This is a genomic window from Brevundimonas sp., assembly GCF_030704825.1.
Taxonomy (GTDB): domain Bacteria; phylum Pseudomonadota; class Alphaproteobacteria; order Caulobacterales; family Caulobacteraceae; genus Brevundimonas.
The window spans coordinates 91,170-115,813 of sequence record NZ_JAUYNX010000011.1 but is presented as its reverse complement, the minus strand read 5'-3'; the positions used below and the strand labels follow the sequence as shown (position 1 = coordinate 115,813).

Sequence of the window (24,644 nt, the reverse complement as noted above, 5' to 3'; positions counted from 1 at the left end):
GTTAGCCGCCGCCCTTCGGACCGCGTCGCCCGTCGCGGCGGTCGTTATCGTCCCGATGGTGGTCGCGGCGCCCGTCGTGGTCCCGCCGGCGGCCCCGATCCTGGTCCCGATGTCGGTCGCGATCCCGATAGCGGGGCGCGGGTGGGTAGTATGTCGGGGCGTTCGCGACATAGGCCGGCGCGCAGCTCTGCCGCACGACGCCGTAGCGGTCCGTGTACCAGCTGCAAACCGGCTGGGAGGCGATCTCATAGGCCGCCTGGTCGAGTCCCTGGGCGACCGCGTCCCAGAAGGCCGGATCGCTGGTGCAGCCGGCCAGGCCGGCGCTCGCCATCAGGATGGCGATGATCTTCTTCCTCGCGGCCATGCCCGTTTCTCCGTTCCGGTCGTGCCGCACCGTCCGCCGGGCGGGGGCGGTCGGCAACCGTTCGGAACCTGACGAATTCCCTTCCCGCGCCTTGGGCCGGAACCCGGGGCTGCCTACATCCCGACCCGTTCCCACAGTCGAAGGAGCCTCCCCATGGCCTTTACGCTTCCGCCCCTCCCGTACCCCTATGACGCCCTGGAGCCGGCCATCGACAAGGCGACGATGGAATTCCACCACGACAAGCACCACCAGGCCTATGTCGACAATCTGAACAAGGCGGTCGACGCCGATCCGGCCTTGCAGGGCCAGTCGCTGGAAGAGCTGTTCGCCAACATCTCCAGGGCCCCCAAGGCCGTGCGCAACAACGGCGGCGGCCACTGGAACCACAGCCTGTTCTGGGAGCTGCTGGCGCCGCAGGGCCAGACCGGCGAACCTTCGGCGGAGCTGGCCGCGGCCATCGACCGCGACCTCGGCGGGATGGACAAATTCAAGGAGGCGTTCAACGCCGCGGGCGCGGGCCAGTTCGGCTCGGGCTGGGCCTGGCTGATCGTGCAGGACGGCAAGCTCAAGGTCACCTCGACGCCGAACCAGGACAATCCGCTGATGGATGTGGCCGAGGAAAAGGGCGCCGTGGTCCTGGCCGCCGACGTCTGGGAGCACGCCTATTATCTGAAATACCAGAACCGCCGGGCCGACTATCTGAAGGCCTTCTGGACGGTGGTGAACTGGAACAAGGCGAACGAACTGTTCGCCGCCGCCACGGCCTGATCCGGGGCGTCAGCTTTCGTCGGTGGAAGGCGGGCCGGGGCGGGTTCAGCCTCGGACCATGACCCGCCTGCTGCTGATCCTGCTGACCGCGACGCTGACGGCGATGGGGCCCGCCGCGGCCCAGGAGCGGCCGGGCGAAAGCCAGCGCGTCCTCGGCCAGGGCATGACCCACAGCAAGGGCGTCTCCGCCCTCGTCGCCGAGATATACGGGGCGACGCCGGCCGAGGGGGGTTGGCCGCCGATGCGATATTTCTCGCCCCGGCTGCAGGCGCGGATCGCCCTCGACCGGTCGCGCGCCGCGCCGCGCGTTCCGGCCGACTGGCTGCGCCGCGGCGACGCCGCCTGGCCCTCTGACGATTTCCATGCCTGGGTGCTGAACACCACGGGCGCCTCGACGACCCGGCCGGCAAGCGCCGTGGTCAGCATGGGGTTCGACCACAGGCCGGGCTGGGGACGGCGGATCCATCTCATCGACCAGAACGACTACTGGGTCATCGATTCGGTCTGCCTGTTTCCCGAGGGGCGGAGCCTGGACGCGATCCTGGATACGCCCGGGCCGTCCGAGGCGGACCCCGAAGGGCGGAGAGTCCGGCCCGGCGACTGCTGAACGCTTGGCGCGGCGACCGGTCGGCCCTATCTCCAGCGCTACCGTTCGGACCAGACACGACCCCAGGAGCCGCCCGATGAACGCGCACGTCCGCCTCGCCGCCGCCAGCCTGATCCTGACCCTGTTCGGCGCCGCCTGTTCGCCCGATCCCGAGCCGGCCAGGGAGGCGCCCGTTCCCGCCGCGCCCGCCGCCGCCGCGGCCGACATCCACGCCTTCCGCATCGGCGCGCTGGAGGCGGTGGCGCTGAAGGATGGCGAGATCGTCCTGGCCAACAAGGCCGGGGACAGCCCGTGGGCCGATACGGCGGCGGCGGGGGCGGTGCTGACCGCGGCCGGGCTGCCCGCCGACCCGATCACCCTGCCGGTCCAGCCGCTGCTGGTGCGGGACGGCGAGCGGGTGGTTCTGATCGACACCGGCGCCGGCGGCCGGATGGGCACGCAGAACAAGCTTGTCGCCTCCTTGCGCGCGGCCGGGGTCGATCCGACCATGGTCACGGACGTCCTGATCTCGCACGCCCACGGCGACCATGTCGGCGGGCTGGCCGGTTCGGACGGCTCGCTGACCTTCCCCGGGGCCGTGATCCACATCAGCGCTCCGGAATGGGAATATATGAAGGCGGGCGCGGCGCGGGCCGGCGAAACCGCCCTGCTGACCGCCGCGACCCCCCGGGTCCGGCCGTTCGCGCCCGGAGCCCAGGTCACGCCGTCGATCAAGGCCGTGGCGCTGGACGGCCATACGCCCGGCCATACCGGATATGAGATCACGTCCGGCACGGACCGTCTGCTCTACATCGGCGACGCCCTGCACAGCGCCATCATCTCGGTCCAGCGGCCGGAGTGGATCAACGCCTGGGATACGGACGCCGCCGCCGGCGTGGCCACGCGTCAGGCCCTGCTGGAACGCGGCGCCGCGCCGGGCGCCCGCATCTACGGCGTCCATTTCCCCTTCCCGGGCCTGGGCTGGTTCCAGCGCCGCGACGACGGCTTCGTCTGGGTTCCGGAACGGTAGTTCGTCAGATTCCGACGCTGGCTTGATGCGAGCCGGCCGAAGACGATGTCGGCATGTCGCTGGTCGTCCCCATCGCCGCCGCCCTGTTTGCCGCTTGGGAAGCCCAGTGCGGCGTGGTCGATCTGCCGCATATCGACCGCGCCTCCTATGCCGTCGTGAACGGGATGACGGCGAGCGCGGGGGCCGACGGCCGGGTGTCGACCGCCTTCTTCGCCGAACCGCTGGCGTCCGCGCTGGAGGCCGAATACGGGCGTCGGGATCGCGGCGAGGCGCTCCGCCTTGCCCGGGACTGGCTGACCGGTGGCGGCCGGATGGAGGACATCACGGGCGTCAGTCTGTACATCCTGAACCGCAGCGGGGTGGACGACACCGTCATGCGCCTGGGCTTCATCAACGCGGAGGGCCGACAGGTGTATCGCCGCCTGCACCTGAGGTGCGAGAACGGGCGCTGGCGGATAAGCAGCATCTTCCTGCACCCGGAAGACGCGTTCCTGAACGATCTCCTCGCCCGGAAGCCTTGACCCGGAGGGCTTCAGTCGTCATAAGCGCGCCCTTCACGCCGTCGGGTCCGCCCGTCTGCGCGAACCACTACGGACGATGCGTGGACCGCCGTTGAGATCGTCTCTCCAGTTGGGGAGGGACCGGGCCGCATCACGAAGAAGAGCAGCACATGTCCAAGCGCCATAGCGCCAAGTACAAACTCGACCGGGTCATGGGTGAAAACCTGTGGGGTCGCGCCAAGTCCCCCGTCAACAAGCGCTCGTACGGCCCCGGCCAGCATGGCCAGCGCCGCAAGTCGAAAGTCTCTGACTTCGGCCTGCAGCTGAAGGCCAAGCAGAAGCTGAAGGGCTACTACGGCAACATCACCGAGAAGCAGTTCGCCGCGACCTACGAAGAGGCTTCGCGCCGCAAGGGCAACAGCTCGGAAAACCTGATCGGCCTGCTGGAGTCCCGTCTGGACGCCCTGGTCTATCGCGCCAAATTCACGCCGACCGTCTGGTCCGCGCGTCAGTTCGTCAGCCACGGCCACGTGACCGTCAACGGCAAGAAGGTCGACATCGCGTCGTACCGTCTGAAGGTCGGCGACGTCGTCGAGGTCAAGGAAAAGTCCCGCAACATGGCGCTGGTGCTCGAAGCCCAGCAGTCGTCGGAGCGCGACATCCCGGACTACATCGAAATCGGCGACCGCGGCTTCTCGGTCCGCTTCGTCCGCGTGCCGGAACTGGCCGACGTGCCGTTCCCGGTGAAGATGGAGCCGAACCTGGTCGTGGAATACTATTCCTCGTAAGGGCGCTACGCTCGCGACGCCGTCGCTCGCTGCCTGAGCGCGGATGCGAAATTGGAAAGGCCCCGGAGAAATCCGGGGCCTTTCTGCTTTCAGAGCGCCGGCAGCGGGCCGTACTCCCAGTCGTAGGGCACGCCGGTGTCGCCGAGGATGAAGGCGACCAGGGTCGGAAACGCCGTCTCGGCCCGCACGTCGTTGGACAGGATGACGACGCACCGCCGGCCCGTCTCGACGCAGACCCAGGTGTTGGCGGTGGAGCCGTTGTGCCCGCCCTTGAAGAAGCCCCGCCCCTGCGGTCCGTCGAACACGATCACCCCGAGGCCGGCGGCCAGGTCGGCGCGCCGCCGGTCGGGCGGCAGCTCGGGCTGGAGGGAGGGGAACTGGGTCGCCGTGGTGATGGGCAACTGCGGCCTCACCAGTTCCGCGCGGGAGGCGGGAGACAGGCTCTCTCCGCGCACATAGGCGGCGGCGAAGCGGGCGAAGTCGGCGATGGAGGTATCCATCGAGCCGGCGGCCCGGGGCTTGCTGCGCTCGTCGTGCGGCTCCACGGATCCGTCGATCTTCCAACCGTCGGCCAGGTCGTCGGCGAAGTCGGCGCGCCACATCATGCCGGTGTCGGTCATGCCGAAGCGGTCGAACACCCGCCGTTGCATCTCGGCGCCGAGGTCCAGCCCCAGCCCCTGCTCCAGCACGAACTGCAACAGAATCAGCCCGTCGCCCGAATAGGCGTAGCGCGAGCCCGGCTCGAAATGGATCTTCAGGCGGCCGTCGGGCTCCAGGAAGCCGAAGTTGGAAAAGCCGGCGCTGTGCGTCAGCAGGATGCGCGGGGTGATGGCGCGCCAGCGCGGGTCGTCGGCCAGGCCGCGATAGTCGGCGTAGCGGTCCTCGATGATCGCGTCGTAATAGTCGGGCAGGGGGCGGGAGAGATAGTCCCCGATGGGGCGGTCCAGCTCGATCACGCCTTCCTCGACCAGCTGCATCACGGTCCAGGCGAACACCGCCTTGGTCAGCGAGGCCCCGTACATGACGGTGGCCTCCGTCAGCGGCTGGCCCCGGGCGTTGCGCTCGCCATAGGCGCGCACATGGACTGGGCGCCCGTCCTCGATCACCGCCAGCGCCAGGCCGCGCGCGCCCGTCGCGCCCATCAGCCGCCCGACCTCGGCGTCCATGGCGGAAGCCGATGGCAGGGGCCCGGTCCGGGCGGCGGCCGGCTGAAACGAGGCGGCGAACAGGGCTGTTGCAAGCAGGCAGGCGCGAAACATGGCGTTTCCTCCGCGACCGGGAGGCGCAGCTTGCCATGAAACGCCCGCCCGGCCGCATTAAGAAGCGGCCATGGTCGCCAGCGGGGTTCCCTTGCCGGACGAACAGGCGCATTTTCCCGTTCGCTCAGGGTTCGGCGCGGGAGGCCGGAGGATGAAACGCATCACGACGCTCGCCGCCGCCCTGGGCCTGTGCGCCGCACTGCCGGCCTGCGCCGTCATGGAGCGGTTCAGGGACCCGCCCGCGGCGCAGACGGCCGACCTGCCCGGACAGATCGAACCCGTCCATGCGGCGGTCATCGCCCACGACCAGGCGGTGTTCCGGGTCACCTCGAACGGCTGCACGACCAAGGAAGACATCATGCCGGTGGTGCGCCCGTCGAACGACGGGCCGATCATCACCCTGCGCCGCATCAAGGAAGACCGCTGCCGGGAGTCGCGGCCGGAAGGCGCGTCCCTGAGCTGGTCGTTCGAGGAATTGGGTCTGCCGTCCGGGTCGCGCCTGTCGGTCGACAATCCCTACCAGATGCCGCCGGGCTGACGGCTCAGCGGGCCTCGAACGCCGGCAGCATGGTCGGCGGGATGCGATGCGGCCGCATGGTCGCCGCGTCCACCAGGACCCACTCCGAAACCCCCTGGGCGCACAGCCGACCCTCGCCGTCCTCGATACGGACATAGCGGTTGAAGCGCGGCCCCTGCGGATCGCCGACCCAGGTGCGGGCCGCGACGCCTTGCGCCCCGGGCGGCAGGGGGCGGAAATAGTCGATCTCGTGCCGGACCGCGACCCAGGACCAGCGGGCGCGGGTCGCGTCGTCGAAGCGGGCGTTCCAGTGGGCGGTGCCGGCGTCCTGAAGCCAGCCGACATAGACGACGTTGTTGACGTGGCCGTTGTCGTCGATGTGTTCGGGCCGCACCGTCAGCGGAACGACGAAGACCTCGCGGTCCTCGCGGGGCTCGAGAACCGCGCGCGCCATCAGGTCCCGGAGTCGTCGGAGCCCTCGCCGAGGGGAATGCCCTTGTCGGTCATCAGGGATTGCAGCTCGCCGGCGTTGAACATTTCGCGCACGATGTCCGAGCCGCCCACGAACTCGCCCTTCACATACAGTTGGGGAATGGTGGGCCAGTCGCTGAAGCTCTTGATCCCGTCGCGCAGGGCCTCGTCCTGCAGCACGTCGACGCCGACGAAGCTTGCTCCGATATGGTCGAGGATCTGCACCGCCAGCGAGGAGAAGCCGCAGCGCGGCGCGTCCGGCGTGCCCTTCATGAACAGCACCACGTCATGCTGCTTCACCGTATCGCCGATGAAGGCGTGGACGGGGTCTGCGGCGGTGGAAGCGGTCACGGTCTGATCGGTCACGATACTGGCCCTTCGGTGAAGGCCGTCAGCTAGGGACCGGGCGACGCACGGTCAAGAGCGGTGCGGCGTCAGGCCGCCTGGGCGCTGGCCACCCGGGCCATCTCGATCTGGGCCGCCAGGCCGGGCGGCATGTCGCGGTCCGGCACCTGGGCGAGGGTGTTCAGCCGCTCGATGTCGCTGGCCTCGATCATGACGCTGGAGACCGAGGGGTCGGTCAGGGCATAGGCGAGGCAGATGGCCTCGGCCGACCAATTGTTGGTGCGGTGCAGGAAGGCGAAGGTGCCGGCGTGGGCCAGCGGCCCTTCCTTGACCTTGGGGGCGCCGCCGAAGCCGAACAGGCCGCGCTTCTTCTCGACATGGGCCGTGGCCGCCTTTTTCGCGGTGTTCAGGCTGTCCGGGAAATAGCCGTAGACGAAGATGGCCATGTCGCCGTCGCGGGCGGCGCGCATCCGCGAGCGCACCTGCCAGGAGGCGTTGACGTGGAAGGGCGTGGCCAGGACGTCGAAGGCGCCGGTCGAGACATAGGTGTCGACGACCTCGGCGTCGCCTGAGATGCCCAGCAGCCGCACCCGCTCGGTGGCGCGCAGGGCCTTCAGGGCGTTGAGGGTCGTCTGCGGCAGCTCGTGGTCGCCGGGTTCGTCGAGGATGGCGAGGTCGAAATACCGGAGGCCGGAGGCGTGCAGCGCGCGATCGATCGCCGAGGTGATGCCCTCGGCCGAGAAGTCGCGATCGGAGCCGCGGCGGCCGTCGCCGGCGCCGAGGGTCAGCGACACCTGCACCAGCTTGCGGTCGACGTGTTCGAGGGCCTGGCCCAGCACCTCGGCCAGCACCGGGTCGGCGGTCTCGAGGCGGTAGGAGTTGATGCCGGCTTCCAGGGCCGAATAGATCAGTTCGCGCCCGGCCTCGGGGCCGCCGGCGATGTCGCGGGCGCCGAGGCTCAGCGTCAGGGCCGAAACGGCCTGTCCGGCGAGGCCAAAGGGACGGTAGCGCATGGTGTCAGTCTCCCGCCAACGACGAGGGGGGCGGCGCCGAGGTCTCGAGCGCCAGCGCGTGAAGTTCGCCGCCCATCTTGCCCTTCAGCGCGGCATAGACGAGCTGATGCTGACGCACGCGCGGCAGGCCGGCGAAGGCCGGGGCGACGATGCGCGCGCGATAGTGGTCGCCGTCGCCGGCCAGATCGTCGATGACGATCTCGGCGTCGGGAAAGGCTTCGGTCAGATGGCCGCGAAGCGTTTCGACGGGCATGGGCATGGACGGCGCGGTCTCCGGATTCGCCGGGGATGATGGCGCGTAAACCTTAATGGCTGGCTACGGTTCCGGGGCTATCGGGCCGTCCGCTCGAGCAACACCACCGGCGCGTCCTTGTAGGTCGTCTCGGCATAGGGCGTGTAGCCGGCCCGCGCGGCCAGGGCGTGCGACGGGGCGTTGTCCGGCGAGATCATGCAGACCGTGCGCGCGGCGTTCAGCGCATCGTCGCACCAGGCCAGGGCCGCCGACAGGCCCTCGAACGCCAGTCCCTGGCCCTGGAAGCGGGGCGCGACGCCCCAGCCCAGCTCGGGCGCGTCGAAGGCGGGGGTGATTTCCCGCCTGTAATCCAGCACGCCGAAGGTCCCGACCAGATCGCCGCCGTCCTTCAGCCGCGCGGCCCAGTTGCCGTGGCCCAGGGCTTCCCAGTGGCCGATGTCGCGCAGGGTCCGGAACCAGACTTCTTCCGCGCTCAGGCCCCGTCCGAAGATGTGCCGGGTGAAGGCCGGATCGCCGAACAGGGCGCACAGGTCGGGAAAGTCGGAGACCTGGACCGGGGTCAGGGTCAGGCGGTCGGTGATCAGGACGGTCACATCAATCCCAATTGCTTGAAGCTGGCTACGCCCTCGCGGCCGACGATCAGGTGGTCGTGGACGTCGACGCCCAACGCGCGGGCGGCCTCGATCACCTGTCGGGTCATCTCGATGTCGGGCCGGGACGGGGTCGGATCGCCGGACGGGTGGTTGTGGACGATGATCATCGATTTGGCCGACAGCTCCAGCGCCCGACGCACCACCTCGCGCGGATAGACCGGGGCATGGTCGACGGTGCCGCGATTCTGGATTTCGTCGAGGATCAGCTGGTTGCGGTTGTCGAGATACAGGACCCGGAACTGCTCGCGGCCTTCGTGCTGCAGGCTCATGCGGACATAGGCGACCAGGGCGGTCCACGACGAGATGACGGTGCGCTTGCCGGCCTCTTCCTTCACGACGCGACGGGCCACCTCGTGCAGGGCGGCGAGGTCCAGCGCCGTCTCCGCCCCGACGCCCTTCACCCGGCCTCGCACGTCTTCGGCCCTGACGGTGACCAGGTCCTCAACCGGGGCCGCCAGCACCGCCGCCAGGGAGCCGAACCGGGCCAGCAGGGCCTTGGCGACCGGCTTGACGTCGCCCTGGGGCTGGCTGCGGAACAGGAACAGCTCCAGCAGTTCGTAGTCCGGCAGGTTGGGAAGGCCCGCGCCCCGCGCGCGCTCGCGGAGTCGTTCGCGGTGCCCGGCGTGGTGGGGTCTGGGCGCGCGCGGCGGCTCGGGGGCCGCGCCGGGCGTCCGGGAGGGCGGGATCGGAAAGGGCAGCACGCTGGACATCGCGGCCTCCGGCTCAATCGGACGATTGATGTCAGAACAGAAGGCGAACGTCCAGTGGCGGGCGGAGAGCCTAGAATCTCGGCCGGAAAATGCCCGCCGGGCTGGCGCTGAACAGCTCGACGCCCGTCTCTGTGACGCCGCAGGTGTGCTCGCACTGGGCCGAAAGGGACTTGTCGCGGGTCACGGCGGTCCAGCCGTCGGACAGGACCTTCACGTGCGGCTTGCCCAGGTTCACCATCGGCTCGACGGTGAAGAACATGCCCTGTTTGAGCGTCGCGCCTTCGCCGCGGCGGCCGTAGTGCAGGACGTTGGGGCTGTCGTGAAACAGCCGGCCGATGCCGTGGCCGCAGAAGTCGCGCACCACCGACATGCGGTTGGCCTCGACCACCTGCTGGATGGCGTAGCCGATGTCGCCGAAGGTGGCGCCCGGCCTGATGACGGCGAGCCCGGCCTCGAGCGAGTCATAGGTGACGTCGATCAGCTTGCGGGCGCGGGCGTTGATCTCGCCCACTGGATACATGCGGCTGGAGTCGCCGTGCCAGCCGTCGACGATGACGGTGTGGTCGATGTTGACGATGTCGCCGTCCTTGAGCACCCGGTCGCCGGGAATGCCGTGGCAGACGACGTGGTTGATCGAGGTGCAGACCGTCTTCTCATAGCCCTTGTAGCCGAGGCAGGCGGGCAGGGCGCCGTGGTCGAGGGTGAATTCGCGGACGCGGTCGTCGATCTCGCCCGTGGTCACGCCGGGAACCACGAAGGGGGTGATCATGTCCAGGGCCTGACCCACCAGTCGGCCGGCGGCGCGCATGCCCTCCCAGGCTTCCTCGCCTTCGTGGACACGAATCTCGTGGGTGCGGACGAAGGCGTCGTCGTCCAGTTCGGGGGTCTCGTACATCAGGCGGGGCTTTCGGGGGACGCGTCTCAGGTGGGAGAGTATAGCACAAACCTCAAGGCCGGGTTGAGGCGCCCGCGGCGCCGACGCGCCGACTTCGGGCCGTGGGTGGGATGGGCTAAAGATCGGGCATGAACGAAGCTCCGCCCACCGCCGCCGTCCTGATCATCGGCGACGAGGTCCTGTCCGGCCGGACACAGGATACGAACCTGAACACCATCGCCCGGTTCCTGGCGGCGCTGGGGATCGACCTGCTGGAGGCGCGGACGATCGGCGATCGCAAGGCGCAGATCGTCGACAGTCTGAACGCCCTGCGCGCGGCGCATGACTATGTCTTCACCACCGGCGGCATCGGACCGACGCATGACGACATCACCGCCGATGCGGTGGCGACGGCCTTCGGCGTGGCCCTGCCCGAGCATCCCGAGGCGCTGGCGATCCTGGCGCGGCGCTATGGCGACGACTTCAACGCGGCGCGGCGGCGGATGGCGAGGATTCCGGAGGGCGGGACGCTGATCGCCAATCCGGTGACCGACGCGCCGGGCTTCCAGATCGGCAATGTCTTCGTCATGGCCGGCGTGCCGAAGATAATGACGGCCATGCTGGAGGATGTGGCGCCGCGGCTGCGCACCGGGGCGGTGGTGCAGGCCCGGACGATCCGGGTCACCGGCGTGGGCGAGGGGGCGATCGCGGACATTCTGACGGCGGCGGCGCGGGCCGATCGCGAGATCAGTTTCGGCAGCTATCCGTTCGGCCACGGCTCGGTCGACGAGATGGGGACGAATCTGGTCATGCGGGGGCGGGACGCGGCCAGGGTGGAGGCGGCGGTCGAGGAATTGCTGGCCGAACTGGCGAAGGCGGGGGTCGCGGCGGTCCTGATCTAGCGGGCGAACGCCGCCGCCACGGCCTGATACGCCGGATTGGGGCGGCCGGCGGCGTCGAGCAGCAGGGCGCTCTCGTCGGGATGGTTCTTGCCCTCGGCCCGGACCAGCCAGCTGTCGGGGTCGCGCAGGCCCCAGGTGGTGAAGGCGTAGCGCTGGGTCTCGGGCAGGGCCATGAAGGCCTCGGCCAATTCGCCGACGCGAGCGACCTGCTGGGCGCGCTTTTCGGCCATGGAACGGAGGTCGGGCATCCTGCCGCCGTCGCGCTGCATCGGGAAGTCGAGCTCGGACACGTGGATGGGCAGGCCGAGCGAGGCCGCGTCGCGCATGAAGGCCGTGATCTGGCCGGCCGGAATCTCGATGTCGAGGTGGGACTGGGTCCCGATGCCGCCGATGGGGGCGCCGAGCTTCAGCAGGCGCTCGACCAGACGCAGGAAGGTCGCGCCCTTTCGGGGGATGTTCTCGAGATTGTATTCGTTGAGGAACAGGACTGCGTCGGGATCGGCGGCCTTCGCCTGTTCGAAGGCGCGGACCATGTAGCCGTCCATGCCGAGCGCCCGGCTCCAGTGGCATTCGCGCAGGCCGTCGCCGTCCTCGGCCACCGGCTCGTTGACGACGTCCCAGCCGGCCATCCGTCCACGATAGCGGCCGACGAAGGTGGAGATGTACCGGTCGTATTCGGCGGCGAAGCGGGCGCGGGGTACGGTGGCGTCGTCGAAGACCTCCGCCCCCTGGGAATACCAGATCAGTGTATGGCCGTGGACGCGCAGGCCATTGTCGCGGGCGAAGGCGACGATCCGGTCGGCGGGTTCGAAATCGTAGCTGAAGCCGGGGCCGAGGGTCCGCTCCATCTTCTGCTCCCACTCGGGAGTCAGCTGCGAGCAATGGCGCAGGATCTGTTCCACCCAGGCGGGCTGATCCAGCTGCCAGGTCATGCCGGTGGCGCCGATGGGGAAGGGTGCGAGGGATTTCAGCGGAGGCGCCAGCGGACCTGCCGGTGTCCGGGCGGAGGCGAAGCGCTCGCAGGCGGCCAGCGCGATGGGGGCGGCGAGAAGGGCGCGGCGGTTCAGTCCGGGCGGATCAGCCCGCACGGCGCCTCAGCCCCAGTTCGTCGAAGGCCGCCGTCTCGCGCTTGCCGGCGGCGATCATGGCGTTGAGGCGGGTCATTTCGGCGACGTGTTCGAACTTCTTCAGTTCCTCGAAGGCGCCGGACAGGGCGTCGCGGGCGCCTTCCTCCTCGGCGTCGATGACGACGACGTCGGCCTCGGCCGCGCCCTTGCGCAGCTTCCAGCCGTTCAGATAGGCCTGCAGCAGCATGGCGGCTTCGGCGTCATCGCGGGCGCGCGCCTGTTCGATCTCGGCCTCGGCCTCGAGCACGGCGATGCGCATTTCGGCGGAGGCCCGACGGGCGGTGATCTCGGCCAGACGCTTCTGCAGCGTCTCGACCTCGTAGCTGGAGATCCGGATCAGCGATTGGGCCCAGTTGCTCATCGGTACGCGCTCCAGACAGTCGGGGTCACTGAACCATCCCCTGGTTCAGAATTGCTTCCAGCCGGGTAAAGGAATCGGAAAGACCGGTGTGATCGTCCTTGTCCTGGCCCAGAAAGGCCTCCAGCGCCGGGTTCAGGGCGATGGCGCGGTCGACGATGGGGTCGGCCCCGGCGCGATAGGCGCCGATGCGGATCAGCTCTTCCATATTGCCGTAGGCCGACAGGCACTGGCGGGCGCGGCGATTCAGTTCGCGCTCGGGCGGGGTCTGGCAGGCGGGCAGGGTGCGACTGACGGACTTTAGCACGTCGATGGCGGGGAAGCGGCCGCGCTCGGCGATCTTGCGATCCATGACGATGTGGCCGTCGAGGATGCCTCGCACGGCGTCGGCGATGGGCTCGTCATGGTCGCCGCCGTCGACCAGGACGGTGAACATGGCGGTGATCGGGCCGGCCGTGGTGCCGTCGGGCCGGACGGGGCCAGGCCCGGCGCGCTCCAGCAGCTTGGGCAGTTCGGTGAAGACGGTGGGGGTGTAGCCCTTGGTCGTCGGCGGCTCGCCCGCGGCCAGGCCGATCTCGCGCTGGGCCATGGCGAAGCGGGTCACCGAGTCCATCAGGCACAGGACCTCGAGGTCCTGATCGCGCAGGTATTCGCTGATCGCCATGGTCATATAGGCGGCCTGCCGGCGCTTCAGGGCCGGTTCGTCCGAAGTGGCCACGACCACGATGGCGCGGCGCAGGCCCTCTTCGCCCAGCGTCTCCTCGATGAACTCGCGCACCTCCCGGCCCCGTTCGCCGATCAAGCCGACCACGACCACGTCGCAGGTGGCTTGACGCGCCAGCATGGACAGCAGCACCGACTTGCCGACGCCCGAGCCGGCGAAGATGCCGAGGCGCTGGCCGCGGCAGGTGGTGGTGAAGACGTCCATGGCGCGGACGCCCAGGTCGAGCCGCTCGCCGACGCGCCCGCGCGAATGGGCCGGGGGCGGGGGGGCGCGCAGGGGATAGGCGGCGGGGCCGACGGGCAACGGCCCCTTGCCGTCGATCGGCTGGCCGAAGGCGTCGATGATCCGGCCCAGCCAGGCGGTGGTCGGACGCACGCTGGCGGCGGAGGAGACGATGCGGATGTCGGCCCCGGGGGCGACGCCCTCGACCGGGCCGAACGGCATCAGCAGGGCCTTGGCGTCGCGAAAGCCGACGACCTCGGCGGGCAGGGGGGACAGGTGACGGCGCTCGATCTCGGCCCGGGCCCCGACGGCGAGGCGCGACAGGCCGCCCCGGGACTCGATCAGCAGGCCGTTCACGCCCGCGACCTTGCCGGTCACGACCAGGGGGTCGATCGCTTCGACGGCGGCGGCGAGATTGCGCAAGTGAAGGCCCCGGAACAGGGGATCAGGGATGCGGCATCGTGGTTAATGGGGGGTGAAGGGCAAGGGCGGGCGATCATGTGAACGACGCTCAGGGTCGGGAATCCGCAGTTTGCGGATGGCTCCGCAGCGACTATCTCTTTCGCGCCCAACCGACGGAGACTCCCATGTCCGACGCCCCCTACGACGCGTCCCGCCATCTTAAGGCCGGTCGCGGGAAGGTCTATCCGTCCATCCTCGACACCATCGGGGACACGCCGGTCGTCGGCCTGCCGCGGCTGTCGGCCGGGATGAAGCCGAAGGCGACCGTCCTGGCCAAGCTGGAGTTCTTCAACCCGATGGCCTCGGTCAAGGACCGCATCGGGGTGGCCATGATCGAGGCGCTGGAGCAGGCGGGGCATATCGGGCCCGAGACCGTGCTGATCGAGCCGACCAGCGGCAACACCGGCATCGCCCTGGCCTTCGTGGCGGCGGCCAAGGGCTATCGGCTGATCCTGGTCATGCCAGAGAGCATGTCGCTGGAGCGGCGCAAGATGCTGGCCCTGCTGGGGGCCGAACTGGTGCTGACCCCGGCCGAGAAGGGGATGAAGGGGGCCATCGCCAAGGCCATGGAGCTGAAGGAGCAGACCCCCGGCGCGGTCATTCCGGCCCAGTTCGACAATCCCGCCAACCCGGCCATTCACCGGGTCTCGACCGCCGAGGAGATCTGGAACGACACGGCGGGGGCGGTCGACATCGTCGTCTCGGGCGTCGGCACGGGCGGGACCATCACCGGGGTGGGACAGGTGCTGAAGGCGAGGAAGCCTTCGCTGCGCATGATCGCGGTGGAGCCGACGGCGTCGCCGGTGCTGTCCGGCGGCGAGCCCGGACCGCACAAGATCCAGGGCATCGGCGCGGGCTTCATCCCCTCGATCGTCGACCGTTCGGTCATCGACGGGGTCGAACAGGTGTCCAACGAGGACGCCTTCGACATGGCCCGCAAGGCCGCGCGGGTGGAGGGGATTCCAGTCGGGATCTCGTCGGGGGCCGCCCTGGTCGCGGCCTTCCGCCAGGCGGCGCTCGACGAGAACGCCGGCAAGACCATCGTCGCCATCATCCCCAGCTTCGCTGAGCGTTACCTGTCGACGGCCCTGTTCGAGGGGTTGTAACCGTCACAGCCGGTTAACCCGCGCGGCCTTACGATTCGCGCGACATGTCCGAGCCCGCGCCCAGCCCTGAGGAGGCCGTCCCGGAAGGCGGCTTCCGCGCGCGTCATGCGCTGTTGAAGCGCCTGGCCGACGTCGTCTCCCTGCCTGCCAGCCGGATCAACGCGTTCGAGCGGGCGGTGACCGGCGACCTGCTGGTCGAGATGCTGCGGCTGGCCTCGCCCGAGGACCGCCGTCGGGTGGCCTCGCGGCTGGCGCCCCTGGCCGAACTGCCGAACGCCCTGGCGCGGATGCTGCTGCGCGACGAGCCGGAGATCGCGGCTCTGCTGATCGAGCAATGCGCCTCGCTGTCGGACGCCGACCTGGTGGCGTGCGCGCGGGACACCACCCCGGCGCACCGCTTCCTGATGGCCAGCCGGCGCGGCTTGTCAGAGGTGGTCACCGAGACGCTGCTGAGCTTCGGGGAGAGCCACGTCATCGAGGCGGTGCTGCGCAACGCCACGGCCCGCCTGTGCCAGACGGCGATCGAGGGCGTGGTCAGCCTGAGCCGGTCCGAGCCGCGACTGTGCGGGCCCGTGCTGAAGCGACCGGAACTGCGACCGTCCGGGGCCTATGTGATGTTCTGGTGGTGCGGCCCCGAGGAACGCCGCACCATCCTGCAGCGGTTCGCGGTTTCGCGCGAGGTGATGCAGGAGGTGGCCGAGGACGTCTTCGCCATGGCGGCCGCCGAGAACTGGCAGGATCCGGTGTCGCGCAAGGCCCTGCAGTTCATCGAGCGACGCCAGAGGAACCGCGCGGCCATCGAGAAGAGCCCCTACGGCGGGCTGGAACAGGCCGTGGCGGCGGCGGCCGAGCGCGGCCTGAACCGCGAGGTCGCGACCGAGATCGCCTATCTGTCAGGCGTCAAGCCGATTACCGGGGCCAAGATCATGGGCGACCCGGGCGGCGAGCCGCTGGCCATCCTGTGCAAGGCCACGGGGCTTGGCAAAAGCGACCTGACCAATCTGTGGCGCTCGATGCGGCGGCCCGAGACGGAGGAAGACGGCTCGCCCCATCCGGCCTGGGAACGGGTGCAGATCACCTATGACATGCTGGCGGTCGACCGGGCCCAGACGGTGTTGCGCTACTGGAACTGGTCGCTGTCGTCGGCGCTGACGCCGGCGCTGTTGCGGGCCATCCGCGACGGCGAGGACGAGGGGCTGGGCGATTATTCGACTCCCGAACGCGCGGCCATGCTCGCGCTTGCCGAAAACTTCGGGCGTTAACCGCCGCACATCCGGCGCCGCGGCAATCTATAGTGAACTCAAGAACAGTTCGCCGCCCCCGTTGCGTTCAACAAGGACGATGTTGCTTTCCGTAGAGAACAAATCTATTGACCTCGCCAACGGCTGATTCAGTCGAAAAACACGCCAGCAAGGTGAGGACGCGCTCATGGAAGACAACGCTCAACTGCTCGAGATGACGGCGGACATCGTGTCGGCCTATGTCGGCAACAACAATGTCCAGGCGGCGGAAGTGCCTGGCCTGATCTCCAGCATTCACGCCGCCCTCACCCAGGTCTCCACCGGCGCCGTCGAACCGGAGCCCGAGGTCAAGGAACCGGCCGTGCCGGTGCGCAAGTCGATCACGCCCGACTTCCTGATCTGCCTGGAGGACGGCCGCAAATTCAAGTCGCTGAAGCGCCACCTGCGCACCAAATACAACATGAGCCCCGAGGAATACCGGGCCAAATGGGGTCTGGCGAAGGACTATCCGATGGTCGCGCCGAACTACGCCAAGGCGCGTTCGGACCTGGCCAAGCAGATGGGCCTGGGCCAGGGCGGCCGCAAACCCGCCCGCGCCGCCGGTCGCGCCAAGAAGTAGGACCGCGGACCTCCGACATCCCGACGCCCGTCTCCGGCAGCGGAGGCGGGCGTTTCGCTGCGTGGATCAGGCGGCCGCCGCGCCGCGCCGCATGCGCCAGAAGCGCAGGGTCCTGAGCGCGGCCTCGCGGGTCAGTTCGGCATACATCCGGGCGTAGGAGTGGGCCTTGGCCATGGCGTCGCCGTCGTCGTTCAGCAGCACCACGGCGTAGGTCAGGAACAGGGCGCGGTCGAGGTCGGCGGACTTGCAGACCACGGCGAGGGCGTCCAGTTCGCGCCGCTCCACGATCTGGCGGGCGGTGTGGAAGTCGATGTCCGACAACTGGGCCAGGGCGATCAGGAAGGACGTGGTCCCGCCCGAGCGCAGGAAACGCGCCAGCATCTGGGGCGTGAGCTGGCCGGCGGCCTTCAGCTCTTCCACATAGGCCAGGCATTCGGCGTAGTCGGCGGGGAGGGCGCCGTCGTCGGTGGCGACGCGGGCGCGTCCGGCGGCCAGGGCGCTTTCCAGCAGGGCCGGATCCATGCGGGCGTTCTGTTCCAGAATGCGTGTCCGCAGCCGCGCCTCGACTACGAAATACATCTCGTTCAGCAGGTCTGCGGGGAGGGTGGCGCGGGACACCGTGGCCTCGTGCAGGGCCGGGTTGGAGCGCGCGCGCTCGACCGCCGCTTCCGAAGACTTGCGCGACAACCGGGCGCCGTCGTTGCGGAGCAGGGTTCCCAGGGTCTCATCGTCGCCGCGCTCGACAATGACCTCGGACACGGCCTCGGACACCGACGCCCGGGCCGAAACGGCGCGGAGATGATCCTGGCCGTGCTTGCGCACCACGCCCAGGAGATCCTCGTCGGTCAGCACCGGGGAGGTCGCCAGGACGGCGCCGGCGACGGCGGCCTCGTCGTGGGCCAGGCGGCGGATCAGGGCGTGGGGCGCGTCCGGGGCGTGGGCGAAGCGGGCCGACAGTTCGGCCCGCACCGCGGTTTCCATGTCGGCGGCGAGGCTGGCGAGGACCGCGCCGTACAGGGTGTCTTCCGTCGCCGTGCGCGCCGAGGATCCGAAGAAATGCTCGGTCAGCTCGCGCAACAGGGCGCGGCGCTTCTCGCTCGATCCCTCCTCGGCGAGAGCGATCAGGTCTGGCAGGCGCGAGAGGGTCGCCGTTTCGGTCACTGATGGTCCCCGTCTGAAGCGGCCGGCGCGGCGCGCAGCCGGCCCTGTCCGTCGCGGATCAGGGTCGGGCCCTGGGCGGGCTCGGCCAGGTCCTGCGAGGCCGGGGTCTCGATCATGGTGACGGCCAGCGCGTCGACATAGGTCGGCTCGGGCATGTCCAGGGCGTCGGGCTGGCGGCCGTTCTGGCGATGGACCGAATAGTAGCGGGCGCTCTGCTGCGGCGGTCGTTCCCCGGTGCTGGCGACCTCGGCCGTGCGACGCGGCCGGGGCGCGCTGGCGGCGGCGGCCTGCGCGGGTTCGCCGGCGGCCGGTTCGGCCCGGACGGGCGCGGGCTGGACCGGGGCGTCCTGCTGCATGCGGAAGATCGGGGCGTCCCGCCGCGGGGCCATGGGATCGGCCGGTCCGGCCGCGATGGCGGACGACGGCGGAGCGGCGGCGATGTCGGCCGGCACGGGCTGACCGCGGCCGCCCTGGTCGGGCAGATAGTCGGGAGTCATACGCGGCGCCGGCGCCGCGGGAGCGGCTGGCGGGGCGGGTTCCGGCGGCAGGGTTCGGGGCTGCATCCACGCGTTGGCGGGGGTCAGGGTGCGCCCGGCGCCGGGGGCCGGCGTCAGGCCCGGGCGCGGCGGCGGAGCGGCCCCGGCCGCGGCGGGGCCGCCGTGCGGAATGACGGCGTTGGGTCGCCGAAGGTCGCGCCGCGCCGGAGGGGGCTGGTTCGAGGCGGCCGCGACGGGCGGGGCGGCGACCGGACCCCTGCCCGACCACGACAGATAGCGCAGGCCGCGGGCCTCGCCGGAGGGCGCGTCCGCATTCTGCGCCGCCGCGACGCCGGCGAAGGCCGTCGCGCCGAGGCCGACGAGCAGGGCGGTCGAAAGGATCGTGACGCGGCGCAAGGGGCGGCTCCGGACGCGAGGACTGGAGCCGTACGCTAGTCATGCCGGGCTTAACCCGCCGCTAACGGGCGACGCCCCTCCGCAACTCCCGGTGGGAGTTCCCGGTTCAGCCCGACCGCGCCCCGACACGGCGCTCCAGAGCCGCGACCCCGAGGTTCAGCCCCAGGCCCATGACCATCAGACAGACCAGGGCCGCCAGCATATCGGCGGTCCGCAGGCGGTTGCCGGCCTCCAGCAGCCGCCAGGCCAGCCCCTGCGTCGCGCCGGAGCCGGAGACGAACTCGGCCACCACCGCCCCGATGACCGCCAGACCCGAGGCGACGCGCAGCCCCTCGAGCACGAAAGGCAGGGCGGCGGGCAGGCGTAGCCGAAGCAGGCGCTGGACCGGCGTGGCGCCGTACAGGTCGAACAGCCGTTCCAGATCGGGGTCGGCCGATTTCAGTCCGGTCAGGACCCCCGAGAATAGCGGGAAGAAGGCGACGGTCGCGGCCAGGGTCACGACCGCTCGGTCGGCGTGATCGAGACCCGTCCAGATCAACACCAGCGGCGCGATGGCCACCACCGGCGTGACCTGCAGGGCGACGGCGAGGGGGCGGACCGCCTGTTCGGCGGGCGGGCTCAGCGAGACCGCCAGGGCCAGGCCTCCGCCCAGCAGGCCGGCGAGGATCAGGGCCTGCAGCGCCATCCAGAAGGTCGCGCCGGCGGAGGCGGCGAGAACGGGCGCGCGGTCGACGAGGGCGATGGCGACGGCGCTGGGCGGCGGCAGGAACCAGGGCGGGACGTCCAGGGCGCGACAGGCGATCTCCCATGCGGCGAGGAGCAGGGCGGTGAGCAGCAGGGGCGGCAGGATCCGGGTCATGCGATGGCCCCGGCGGCGGGCATCGCGGCCGCCAGCGCCTGGGCAAGGGTCTCGACGGCGGCCCGATAGCCGATGTCGGCGCGCCAGCCTTCCGGTCTCGGCAGGGAACCGGGGGAGGCCAGATCCGCCGTCACGCGTCCGGTCGCCGCGTCCAGCACGAGGGCCCGGCCGGCCAGATAGACCGCCTCCTCGACATCGTGGGTGACGAAGACGACGGCGGGCCGGAGCGCGCGGGCGACCCACAGGCGATGCAGGTCCTCGATCAGTCGGCGGCGGGTGACGCTGTCGAGGGCGGCGAAGGGCTCGTCGAGCAGCAGCAGGTCGGGGTCGGTGACCAGGGCCCGGGCCAGCGAGGCGCGCATGGCCATGCCGCCGGACAGCTGGCGCGGACGGGCGGTCAGGCGGTCGCCGAGGCCGACAGCGGTCAGGGCCCCGGCGGCCCGGGCGCGGGCCCCGGCGCGGGGCGCGCCGGCCAGTTCGAGCGGCAGGGCGACATTGGCCTGGGCGTCGGCCCAGCCCAGCAGGGTCGGAGCCTGGAAGACAAAGCCGGTGCGGCCCGGTCCGGACGTGCGGATCACGGCCCCGTCGGACGGCTGCTCCAGCCCCGCCAGCAACCGCAACAGGGTCGACTTGCCCGCGCCCGAGGCGCCGACGACGGCGACGATCTCGCCCGCAGCGATGTCCAGGTCGACCGGGCCGATGGGCGGACGGCCCGGATAACGGACGACGGCCCCGCGCAGGGCCGCGGCCGGGGGCGTCCTAGCCACGACCGGGCAGGTACTGGGTGGTGAAGGCCTGGCGCCAGTCGAGGTTCGGGGGATAGACGCCGGCCTGCGAAGTGACCTCGAAGAAGGCCTGCCAGCGTTCGATGGTCATGGTGCCGAGGCCATAGAGGGCGGCGTCGCCGCCATCGACGATGCCGTTGGCCTTCAGCCTGGCCCGGGCCTGGTCGAGGACGTCCTGGGTCATCTCAGGATTGTCCTTGCGGATCAGGGCGTCGGCCGCCTTGCCGTCGCCCTGGATGTAGTCGCGCCAGCCTTCGGCCGAGGCGGCGATGAAGCTGCGCAGGGCGACGGCGTTGTCGCGGGCGAAGGCGTTGGGGGCCAGGACCATGGCGGCGTAGGAGGGGTAGCCCTCGTCGGCCAGCAGGAAGACCTTGGGCGTGAAGCCGGCTTCCTTCACTATCGTATAGGGCTCGGAGGTCAGATAGCCCTGCTGCACCGCCCGCTCGTCGGCGAGGAAGGGAGCCAGGTTGAAGGTGTATTTGCGCACCTGGTCGTCGGTGAAGCCGTATTTGGCCTTGAGCCAGACCCAGAAGGCGGTGATCGAGGCGTCGGCCAGCAGGAAGGGGCGGCCGGCCAGATCGGCGATGCTCTCCAGCGCCGGATCGGGGTGGGCGATCAGGACCTGGGGGTCCTTCTGGAAATAGGCGGCGACGGCCTTCACCGGCGCCCCCTCGGCGACCAGGTTCATCGGGATGAAGCTGTTGGAGCCCATGCCCAGTTCGACAGCGCCCGAGGCCAGAAGCTGGGGCACGTTGACGCCGGGACCGCCCTGGATGATCTGGACGTTCAGGCCGCGCTTCGCATAGGCCCCCGAGGCCTGCGCCTGGTAGAAGCCGCCATGCTCGGCCTGGGCCCGCCAGTCGGTGGCGAAGCGGAGGCGGACGCGGCCTTCCTCGTCCACCGGCGCTTCGGAGCGGGTGCAGGCTCCCAGGGCCGAGGCGGCGGCGAGAGCGCCGGCGCCGGCGATCAGGGCGCGGCGGTCCGGGGATGAGGGGCGATTCCCGCGCAAGGTCATGGCCGAGATGTACGGCTCAGGCGGGCCAAGGGGAAGGGGGTTGGGTCCGTGAACCGGACGCCGGAATTGAGCGAGGGGACGAAGGTCCCCGGCGAACCGGCTTCCCTCGTCCCCTCGCCAAGTCCGGGTTGGACTTGGCCATTGAGGTTCAGAACCCTGGCTTCAGCATCAGCGAGGCGAACCCCGACGATGGTCAGCTGTATCCTGTCGCGCTCCTGGTCTCCGGCGTTCCACGAGGTCGAGCCCCGCGCCGTCCATCGATCCCGATCCGGTTCCCTCCGGTCTTCTCCGGCCGAAGCCTTCGAAGGGTCCTTTGGGCCTTGATCCTGTCTCCCGTCCGTTAGGGTCGAAACCCCCCGGTGCGTTCGATCAGAGAGCCGGGCCGGTCCGCTTTGAGCCCCGGGTCTCCCCGGTTTTCCGCGCCGCCGTGTCCCTCGGCCTGATCAAGCTCGCTCCGATCGCCCGATGTAGCAAGCGGTCCGGAATGACCGTCTGTGGACGGTGTTGGGGATAAAGTTTGCGCGGCGAAGGCGCCGTTGTGCAGCCTCTGCAATTTTCCCTTCTATGTGAAGGTCTTGTGACTTCTGCACAGGTCCGCGCGAAGGGCCCAAAATTCGTGTCTCCGGCGTCGATCCCGGGTCGAATTCAGGCTCCCGCCAAGGCCTCGCGCTTCGCCTCAAGCTCCAGCCACTCTTCCTCCGCCGCGGCCAGCAGGGCGCGGGCGCGGTCGGCGTTGGCGGTGGCGCGGTCGAAGGCCTTGCGATCGCGGGCGTAGAGGCCGGGGTCCGACAGGGTCGCATCATGGCGGGCGATGTCGTCCGGGAGGCTGGCGAGGAGGCCTTCCAGCTCCTTCAGGCGGTGGGTGTCCTTGAAGGTCAGCTTGCCCGGCTTCTTCGGCGCGGCTGCGACCGAGGCGGGCGCGGGCGCCGCCGCCGCGCGCGCGGCGGCGTCCTTGTCCTGCGGGCGGGGGTTGGCGCCGGGCTGGAGGAAGCCGGGGTTCTGGCGGATGAAGTCGGTCCAGCCGCCGGGCGTCTCGACGATGTCGCCGCGGCCGTTCATGGCGATGGTCGAGGTGGCCAGGCGGTCGACGAAGTCCCGGTCGTGGCTGACCAGGATCAGGGTGCCGTCATAGGACTCGAGCAGCTCTTCCAGCTTGTCGAGCGTGTCCATGTCGAGGTCGTTGGTCGGCTCGTCGAGGACCAGCATGTTGGCCGGCTTGGCCAGGGCCCGGGCCAGCAGCAGGCGGTTGCGCTCGCCGCCCGACAGGGTCGAGATCGGCTGGCGCAGCTGACCCTCCTGGAACAGGAAGTCTTTCGCGTATGCCGCGACGTGTTTGGAGACGCCGCGCACCAGCACGCTGTCGCCGCCGCCGGGGGTCAGGGCGTCCCACAGGGTCATGTCGGACTTCAGGCCCTCGCGCGACTGGTCGAGATAGACCGGGTCGAGGTTGGCGCCGAGGCGGACCGTGCCGGAGTCGGGCTTGAGCTGACCGAGCAGGATCTTGACCAGGGTGGTTTTGCCCGCGCCGTTGGGACCGACGATGGCCAGCCGGTCGCCGCGGATGACGCGGGTGGTGAAGGGCTTGATGACCGTGCGGTCGCCGAAGGCCTTGGTCACGCCCTTGAGCTCGGCCACCAGCTTGCCCGAGAGGGCCCCGGAATCGACGCCGAGGTTCAGTTCGCGGGGAATGTCCCTGACGCGTTCGGCGCGGTCCTCGCGCATGGCGTCCAGGGCGCGGGCGCGGCCCTCGTTGCGGGTGCGCTGGGCGGTGATCGAACGGTAGAAGGTATAGGTCTCGCGCTCGATGGCCTTGTTCAGGCGGCGCAGGGACTCGGCCTCTTCCTCCAGCACCTTGCCGGCCCATTCGTCGAAGGCCTTGAAGCCCTTGTTGAGGGTGCGGACGCGGCGACCCTCAAGCCAGTGGCAGGTCTGGGTTACGCGGTTGAGGAAGGCCCGGTCGTGGCTGACCACCAGGACCGAGAAGCGGGCCTGGAGAAGCTCGTTCTCGAGCCGTTCGATGGCCAGGATGTCCAGGTGGTTGGTCGGCTCGTCGAGAAGGAGCAGGTCGGGCTCCTCCGCGAACGCCCTGGCCAGGGCGGCGCGACGGGTCTCGCCGCCCGACAGGTTGACCGCGGGCGCGTCGCCGTCGAGGCCGAAAGTGGTCAGCCAGGCCTCGGCGGTCCAGCGCTCGGCGCCGCCCGACACGGCGTAGTCGAGCAGGGTCTCGCCCGTGATTTCCGGCTCCTGCGGCACAAAGGCGAAACGGACGCCGGCCTGGACCGAACGGTCGCCTGCGTCGGGTTCGATCAGCCCCATCACCAGCTTCATCAGCGTCGACTTGCCGGCCCCGTTGCGGCCGACGAGGGCCGCGCGGGTGCGCGGCTCGATGGCGATGTCGACGCCGTCGAACAGGGGGCGCGGGCCGTCCTGCAAGCGGACGTCCTTGAGTGCGACGAGGGGAGGGCGGGCGGCCATGGTGCTTTCGGACGGGGAGGAGCGTATGGGGAGGCGGTGGATGTAGAGCGTACCGACCCCCCGACCAAGCCCTTCTGGCAAACCAAACGCCTCGAGCAGATGACGCGCGAGGAGTGGGAGAGCCTGTGCGACGGCTGCGGCCTGTGCTGCCTGGTGCGGTTCGAGGACGAGGACAGCGGCGAGGTGATCCCGACGCGGGTGCATTGCAAGCTGTTCGACCCGACGCGCTGCACCTGTACGGACTATGCGAACCGCAAGGCGCATGTGCCGGACTGCATCAAGCTGACGCCGTGGAACATCGAACGGCTGGCGTGGATGCCGCTGTCCTGCGGGTATCGCCGGGTGCATGAGGGACGGGGCCTGGCGGACTGGCATCCGCTCGTTTCGGGCGATCCCGAAAGCGTGCACAAGGCCGGGGTGTCGGTCCGCGGGCAGACGGTGTCGGAACTGGCGCTGAAGGAGCCGGAGGACGCGCTGGACTTCGAGGCTTCGGAATGGCGGGACGAGCGCGGGGTATGACGCCGGCGCCGAGACTCGCGGCATGGCCGGTCGCCGCCTGGGTCG

29 protein-coding genes are annotated in these 24,644 nt (G+C 70.1%); 11 read left to right on the top strand and 18 right to left on the bottom strand.

Features of this window, described 5'->3' with window-relative positions; genetic code table 11:
• Position 1: 1 nt before the first annotated feature.
• Positions 2-364 carry a hypothetical protein gene (locus Q8Q71_RS04260; RefSeq protein ID WP_305758394.1) on the bottom strand — a complete coding sequence of 121 codons (363 nt, stop codon included), beginning with the start codon at positions 362-364 and terminating at the stop codon, positions 2-4.
• Between the two features lie 153 nt (positions 365-517).
• Here Q8Q71_RS04260 and Q8Q71_RS04255 point away from each other — a divergent pair, with 153 nt between their 5' ends.
• The 5 genes from Q8Q71_RS04255 (at position 518) to rpsD (ending at position 4,036) form a co-directional block, all read left to right on the top strand.
• On the top strand, positions 518-1,132 hold the full coding sequence (locus Q8Q71_RS04255; RefSeq protein WP_305758393.1) for a superoxide dismutase: 615 nt from the start codon (positions 518-520) through the stop codon (positions 1,130-1,132).
• 58 nt (positions 1,133-1,190) lie between these two features.
• Complete coding sequence (locus tag Q8Q71_RS04250) at positions 1,191-1,739, top strand: hypothetical protein (RefSeq protein WP_305758392.1); 549 nt, start codon at positions 1,191-1,193, stop codon at positions 1,737-1,739.
• A 76-nt stretch (positions 1,740-1,815) separates the two neighbouring features.
• Positions 1,816-2,748, top strand: coding sequence for an MBL fold metallo-hydrolase (locus Q8Q71_RS04245; protein WP_305758391.1), 933 nt, complete (start codon positions 1,816-1,818; stop codon positions 2,746-2,748).
• 53 nt (positions 2,749-2,801) lie between these two features.
• On the top strand, positions 2,802-3,269 hold the full coding sequence (locus tag Q8Q71_RS04240; protein WP_305758390.1) for a hypothetical protein: 468 nt from the start codon (positions 2,802-2,804) through the stop codon (positions 3,267-3,269).
• A gap of 149 nt (positions 3,270-3,418) precedes the next feature.
• A complete protein-coding gene (rpsD, locus tag Q8Q71_RS04235) occupies positions 3,419-4,036 on the top strand; it encodes a 30S ribosomal protein S4 (RefSeq protein WP_055828175.1) in 618 nt (205 codons plus the stop codon).
• An 89-nt stretch (positions 4,037-4,125) separates the two neighbouring features.
• On the opposite strand, the gene Q8Q71_RS04230 is transcribed toward rpsD, so the two are convergent.
• A complete protein-coding gene (locus Q8Q71_RS04230) occupies positions 4,126-5,295 on the bottom strand; it encodes a serine hydrolase (RefSeq protein WP_305758389.1) in 1,170 nt (389 codons plus the stop codon).
• A gap of 151 nt (positions 5,296-5,446) precedes the next feature.
• Between Q8Q71_RS04230 and Q8Q71_RS04225 the strand changes: the two genes are divergently transcribed.
• Entirely contained in the window at positions 5,447-5,833 is a 387-nt protein-coding gene (locus Q8Q71_RS04225) for a hypothetical protein (RefSeq protein WP_305758388.1), read from the top strand.
• A gap of 4 nt (positions 5,834-5,837) precedes the next feature.
• Here the strand turns inward: Q8Q71_RS04225 and Q8Q71_RS04220 are convergent, their stop codons facing one another.
• The 7 genes from Q8Q71_RS04220 to map form a co-directional block, all read right to left on the bottom strand.
• Positions 5,838-6,266 carry a thioesterase family protein gene (locus Q8Q71_RS04220; RefSeq protein ID WP_305758387.1) on the bottom strand — a complete coding sequence of 143 codons (429 nt, stop codon included), beginning with the start codon at positions 6,264-6,266 and terminating at the stop codon, positions 5,838-5,840.
• The gene (grxD, locus tag Q8Q71_RS04215) at positions 6,266-6,634 is read right to left on the bottom strand and encodes a Grx4 family monothiol glutaredoxin (protein WP_305758481.1); all 369 of its coding nucleotides are present in this window, start codon (positions 6,632-6,634) and stop codon (positions 6,266-6,268) included. Before grxD ends, Q8Q71_RS04220 begins: the two co-directional genes overlap by 1 nt.
• An 83-nt stretch (positions 6,635-6,717) precedes the next feature.
• Positions 6,718-7,641: an aldo/keto reductase gene (locus tag Q8Q71_RS04210; RefSeq protein ID WP_305758386.1), complete on the bottom strand. Its 924-nt coding sequence runs from the start codon at positions 7,639-7,641 to the stop codon at positions 6,718-6,720.
• A 4-nt stretch (positions 7,642-7,645) separates the two neighbouring features.
• A complete protein-coding gene (locus tag Q8Q71_RS04205; RefSeq protein ID WP_305758385.1) occupies positions 7,646-7,900 on the bottom strand; it encodes a BolA family transcriptional regulator in 255 nt (84 codons plus the stop codon).
• A gap of 71 nt (positions 7,901-7,971) precedes the next feature.
• The gene (locus Q8Q71_RS04200; protein WP_305758384.1) at positions 7,972-8,487 is read right to left on the bottom strand and encodes a GNAT family N-acetyltransferase; all 516 of its coding nucleotides are present in this window, start codon (positions 8,485-8,487) and stop codon (positions 7,972-7,974) included.
• Positions 8,484-9,257, bottom strand: coding sequence for a DNA repair protein RadC (gene radC / locus Q8Q71_RS04195; RefSeq protein WP_305758383.1), 774 nt, complete (start codon positions 9,255-9,257; stop codon positions 8,484-8,486). Before radC ends, Q8Q71_RS04200 begins: the two co-directional genes overlap by 4 nt.
• Positions 9,258-9,327: 70 nt before the next feature.
• Positions 9,328-10,152: a type I methionyl aminopeptidase gene (map, locus tag Q8Q71_RS04190; RefSeq protein WP_305758382.1), complete on the bottom strand. Its 825-nt coding sequence runs from the start codon at positions 10,150-10,152 to the stop codon at positions 9,328-9,330.
• Between the two features lie 128 nt (positions 10,153-10,280).
• Between map and Q8Q71_RS04185 the strand changes: the two genes are divergently transcribed.
• Entirely contained in the window at positions 10,281-11,033 is a 753-nt protein-coding gene (locus Q8Q71_RS04185) for a competence/damage-inducible protein A (protein ID WP_305758381.1), read from the top strand.
• On the opposite strand, the gene Q8Q71_RS04180 is transcribed toward Q8Q71_RS04185, so the two are convergent.
• Genes Q8Q71_RS04180 through fliI form a run of 3 tightly spaced genes read right to left on the bottom strand, consistent with a single transcriptional unit; the run spans position 11,030 to position 13,887 of the window.
• Entirely contained in the window at positions 11,030-12,121 is a 1,092-nt protein-coding gene (locus tag Q8Q71_RS04180; RefSeq protein WP_305758380.1) for an endo-1,4-beta-xylanase, read from the bottom strand. The two genes, Q8Q71_RS04185 and Q8Q71_RS04180, sit on opposite strands and share 4 nt — an antisense overlap.
• On the bottom strand, positions 12,111-12,521 hold the full coding sequence (locus Q8Q71_RS04175) for a flagellar export protein FliJ (protein WP_305758379.1): 411 nt from the start codon (positions 12,519-12,521) through the stop codon (positions 12,111-12,113). The genes Q8Q71_RS04180 and Q8Q71_RS04175 overlap by 11 nt, the downstream gene beginning before the upstream one ends.
• A gap of 25 nt (positions 12,522-12,546) precedes the next feature.
• A complete protein-coding gene (gene fliI / locus Q8Q71_RS04170) occupies positions 12,547-13,887 on the bottom strand; it encodes a flagellar protein export ATPase FliI (protein ID WP_305758378.1) in 1,341 nt (446 codons plus the stop codon).
• Positions 13,888-14,051: 164 nt separating this feature from the next.
• Between fliI and cysK the strand changes: the two genes are divergently transcribed.
• The 3 genes from cysK to Q8Q71_RS04155 all read left to right on the top strand — a co-directional run bounded on the left by cysK (position 14,052) and on the right by Q8Q71_RS04155 (position 16,892).
• On the top strand, positions 14,052-15,032 hold the full coding sequence (gene cysK, locus Q8Q71_RS04165) for a cysteine synthase A (protein WP_305758377.1): 981 nt from the start codon (positions 14,052-14,054) through the stop codon (positions 15,030-15,032).
• Positions 15,033-15,076: 44 nt separating this feature from the next.
• Positions 15,077-16,294 (top strand): DUF2336 domain-containing protein, encoded by a 1,218-nt coding sequence (locus Q8Q71_RS04160; RefSeq protein WP_305758376.1) that lies wholly within the window; start codon positions 15,077-15,079, stop codon positions 16,292-16,294.
• 166 nt (positions 16,295-16,460) lie between these two features.
• Complete coding sequence (locus Q8Q71_RS04155; protein WP_305758375.1) at positions 16,461-16,892, top strand: MucR family transcriptional regulator; 432 nt, start codon at positions 16,461-16,463, stop codon at positions 16,890-16,892.
• Between the two features lie 66 nt (positions 16,893-16,958).
• Here Q8Q71_RS04155 and Q8Q71_RS04150 read toward each other — a convergent pair whose 3' ends face one another.
• The 6 genes from Q8Q71_RS04150 to Q8Q71_RS04125 all read right to left on the bottom strand — a co-directional run bounded on the left by Q8Q71_RS04150 (position 16,959) and on the right by Q8Q71_RS04125 (position 24,080).
• Positions 16,959-18,053, bottom strand: coding sequence for a DUF2336 domain-containing protein (locus Q8Q71_RS04150; protein WP_305758374.1), 1,095 nt, complete (start codon positions 18,051-18,053; stop codon positions 16,959-16,961).
• Positions 18,050-18,946, bottom strand: a complete 897-nt coding sequence (locus Q8Q71_RS04145; protein WP_305758373.1) for a hypothetical protein — start codon at positions 18,944-18,946, stop codon at positions 18,050-18,052. Before Q8Q71_RS04145 ends, Q8Q71_RS04150 begins: the two co-directional genes overlap by 4 nt.
• Before the next feature lie 106 nt (positions 18,947-19,052).
• Positions 19,053-19,805: an ABC transporter permease gene (locus Q8Q71_RS04140; RefSeq protein WP_305758372.1), complete on the bottom strand. Its 753-nt coding sequence runs from the start codon at positions 19,803-19,805 to the stop codon at positions 19,053-19,055.
• On the bottom strand, positions 19,802-20,572 hold the full coding sequence (locus Q8Q71_RS04135) for an ABC transporter ATP-binding protein (protein WP_305758371.1): 771 nt from the start codon (positions 20,570-20,572) through the stop codon (positions 19,802-19,804). Before Q8Q71_RS04135 ends, Q8Q71_RS04140 begins: the two co-directional genes overlap by 4 nt.
• Entirely contained in the window at positions 20,565-21,605 is a 1,041-nt protein-coding gene (locus Q8Q71_RS04130; RefSeq protein WP_305758370.1) for an ABC transporter substrate-binding protein, read from the bottom strand. Before Q8Q71_RS04130 ends, Q8Q71_RS04135 begins: the two co-directional genes overlap by 8 nt.
• Positions 21,606-22,250: 645 nt before the next feature.
• Complete coding sequence (locus Q8Q71_RS04125; RefSeq protein WP_305758369.1) at positions 22,251-24,080, bottom strand: ABC-F family ATP-binding cassette domain-containing protein; 1,830 nt, start codon at positions 24,078-24,080, stop codon at positions 22,251-22,253.
• A gap of 36 nt (positions 24,081-24,116) precedes the next feature.
• On the opposite strand from Q8Q71_RS04125, the gene Q8Q71_RS04120 reads away from it, so the two are divergent.
• Positions 24,117-24,599, top strand: a complete 483-nt coding sequence (locus Q8Q71_RS04120; protein WP_305758368.1) for a YcgN family cysteine cluster protein — start codon at positions 24,117-24,119, stop codon at positions 24,597-24,599.
• Positions 24,600-24,644: the final 45 nt, after the last annotated feature.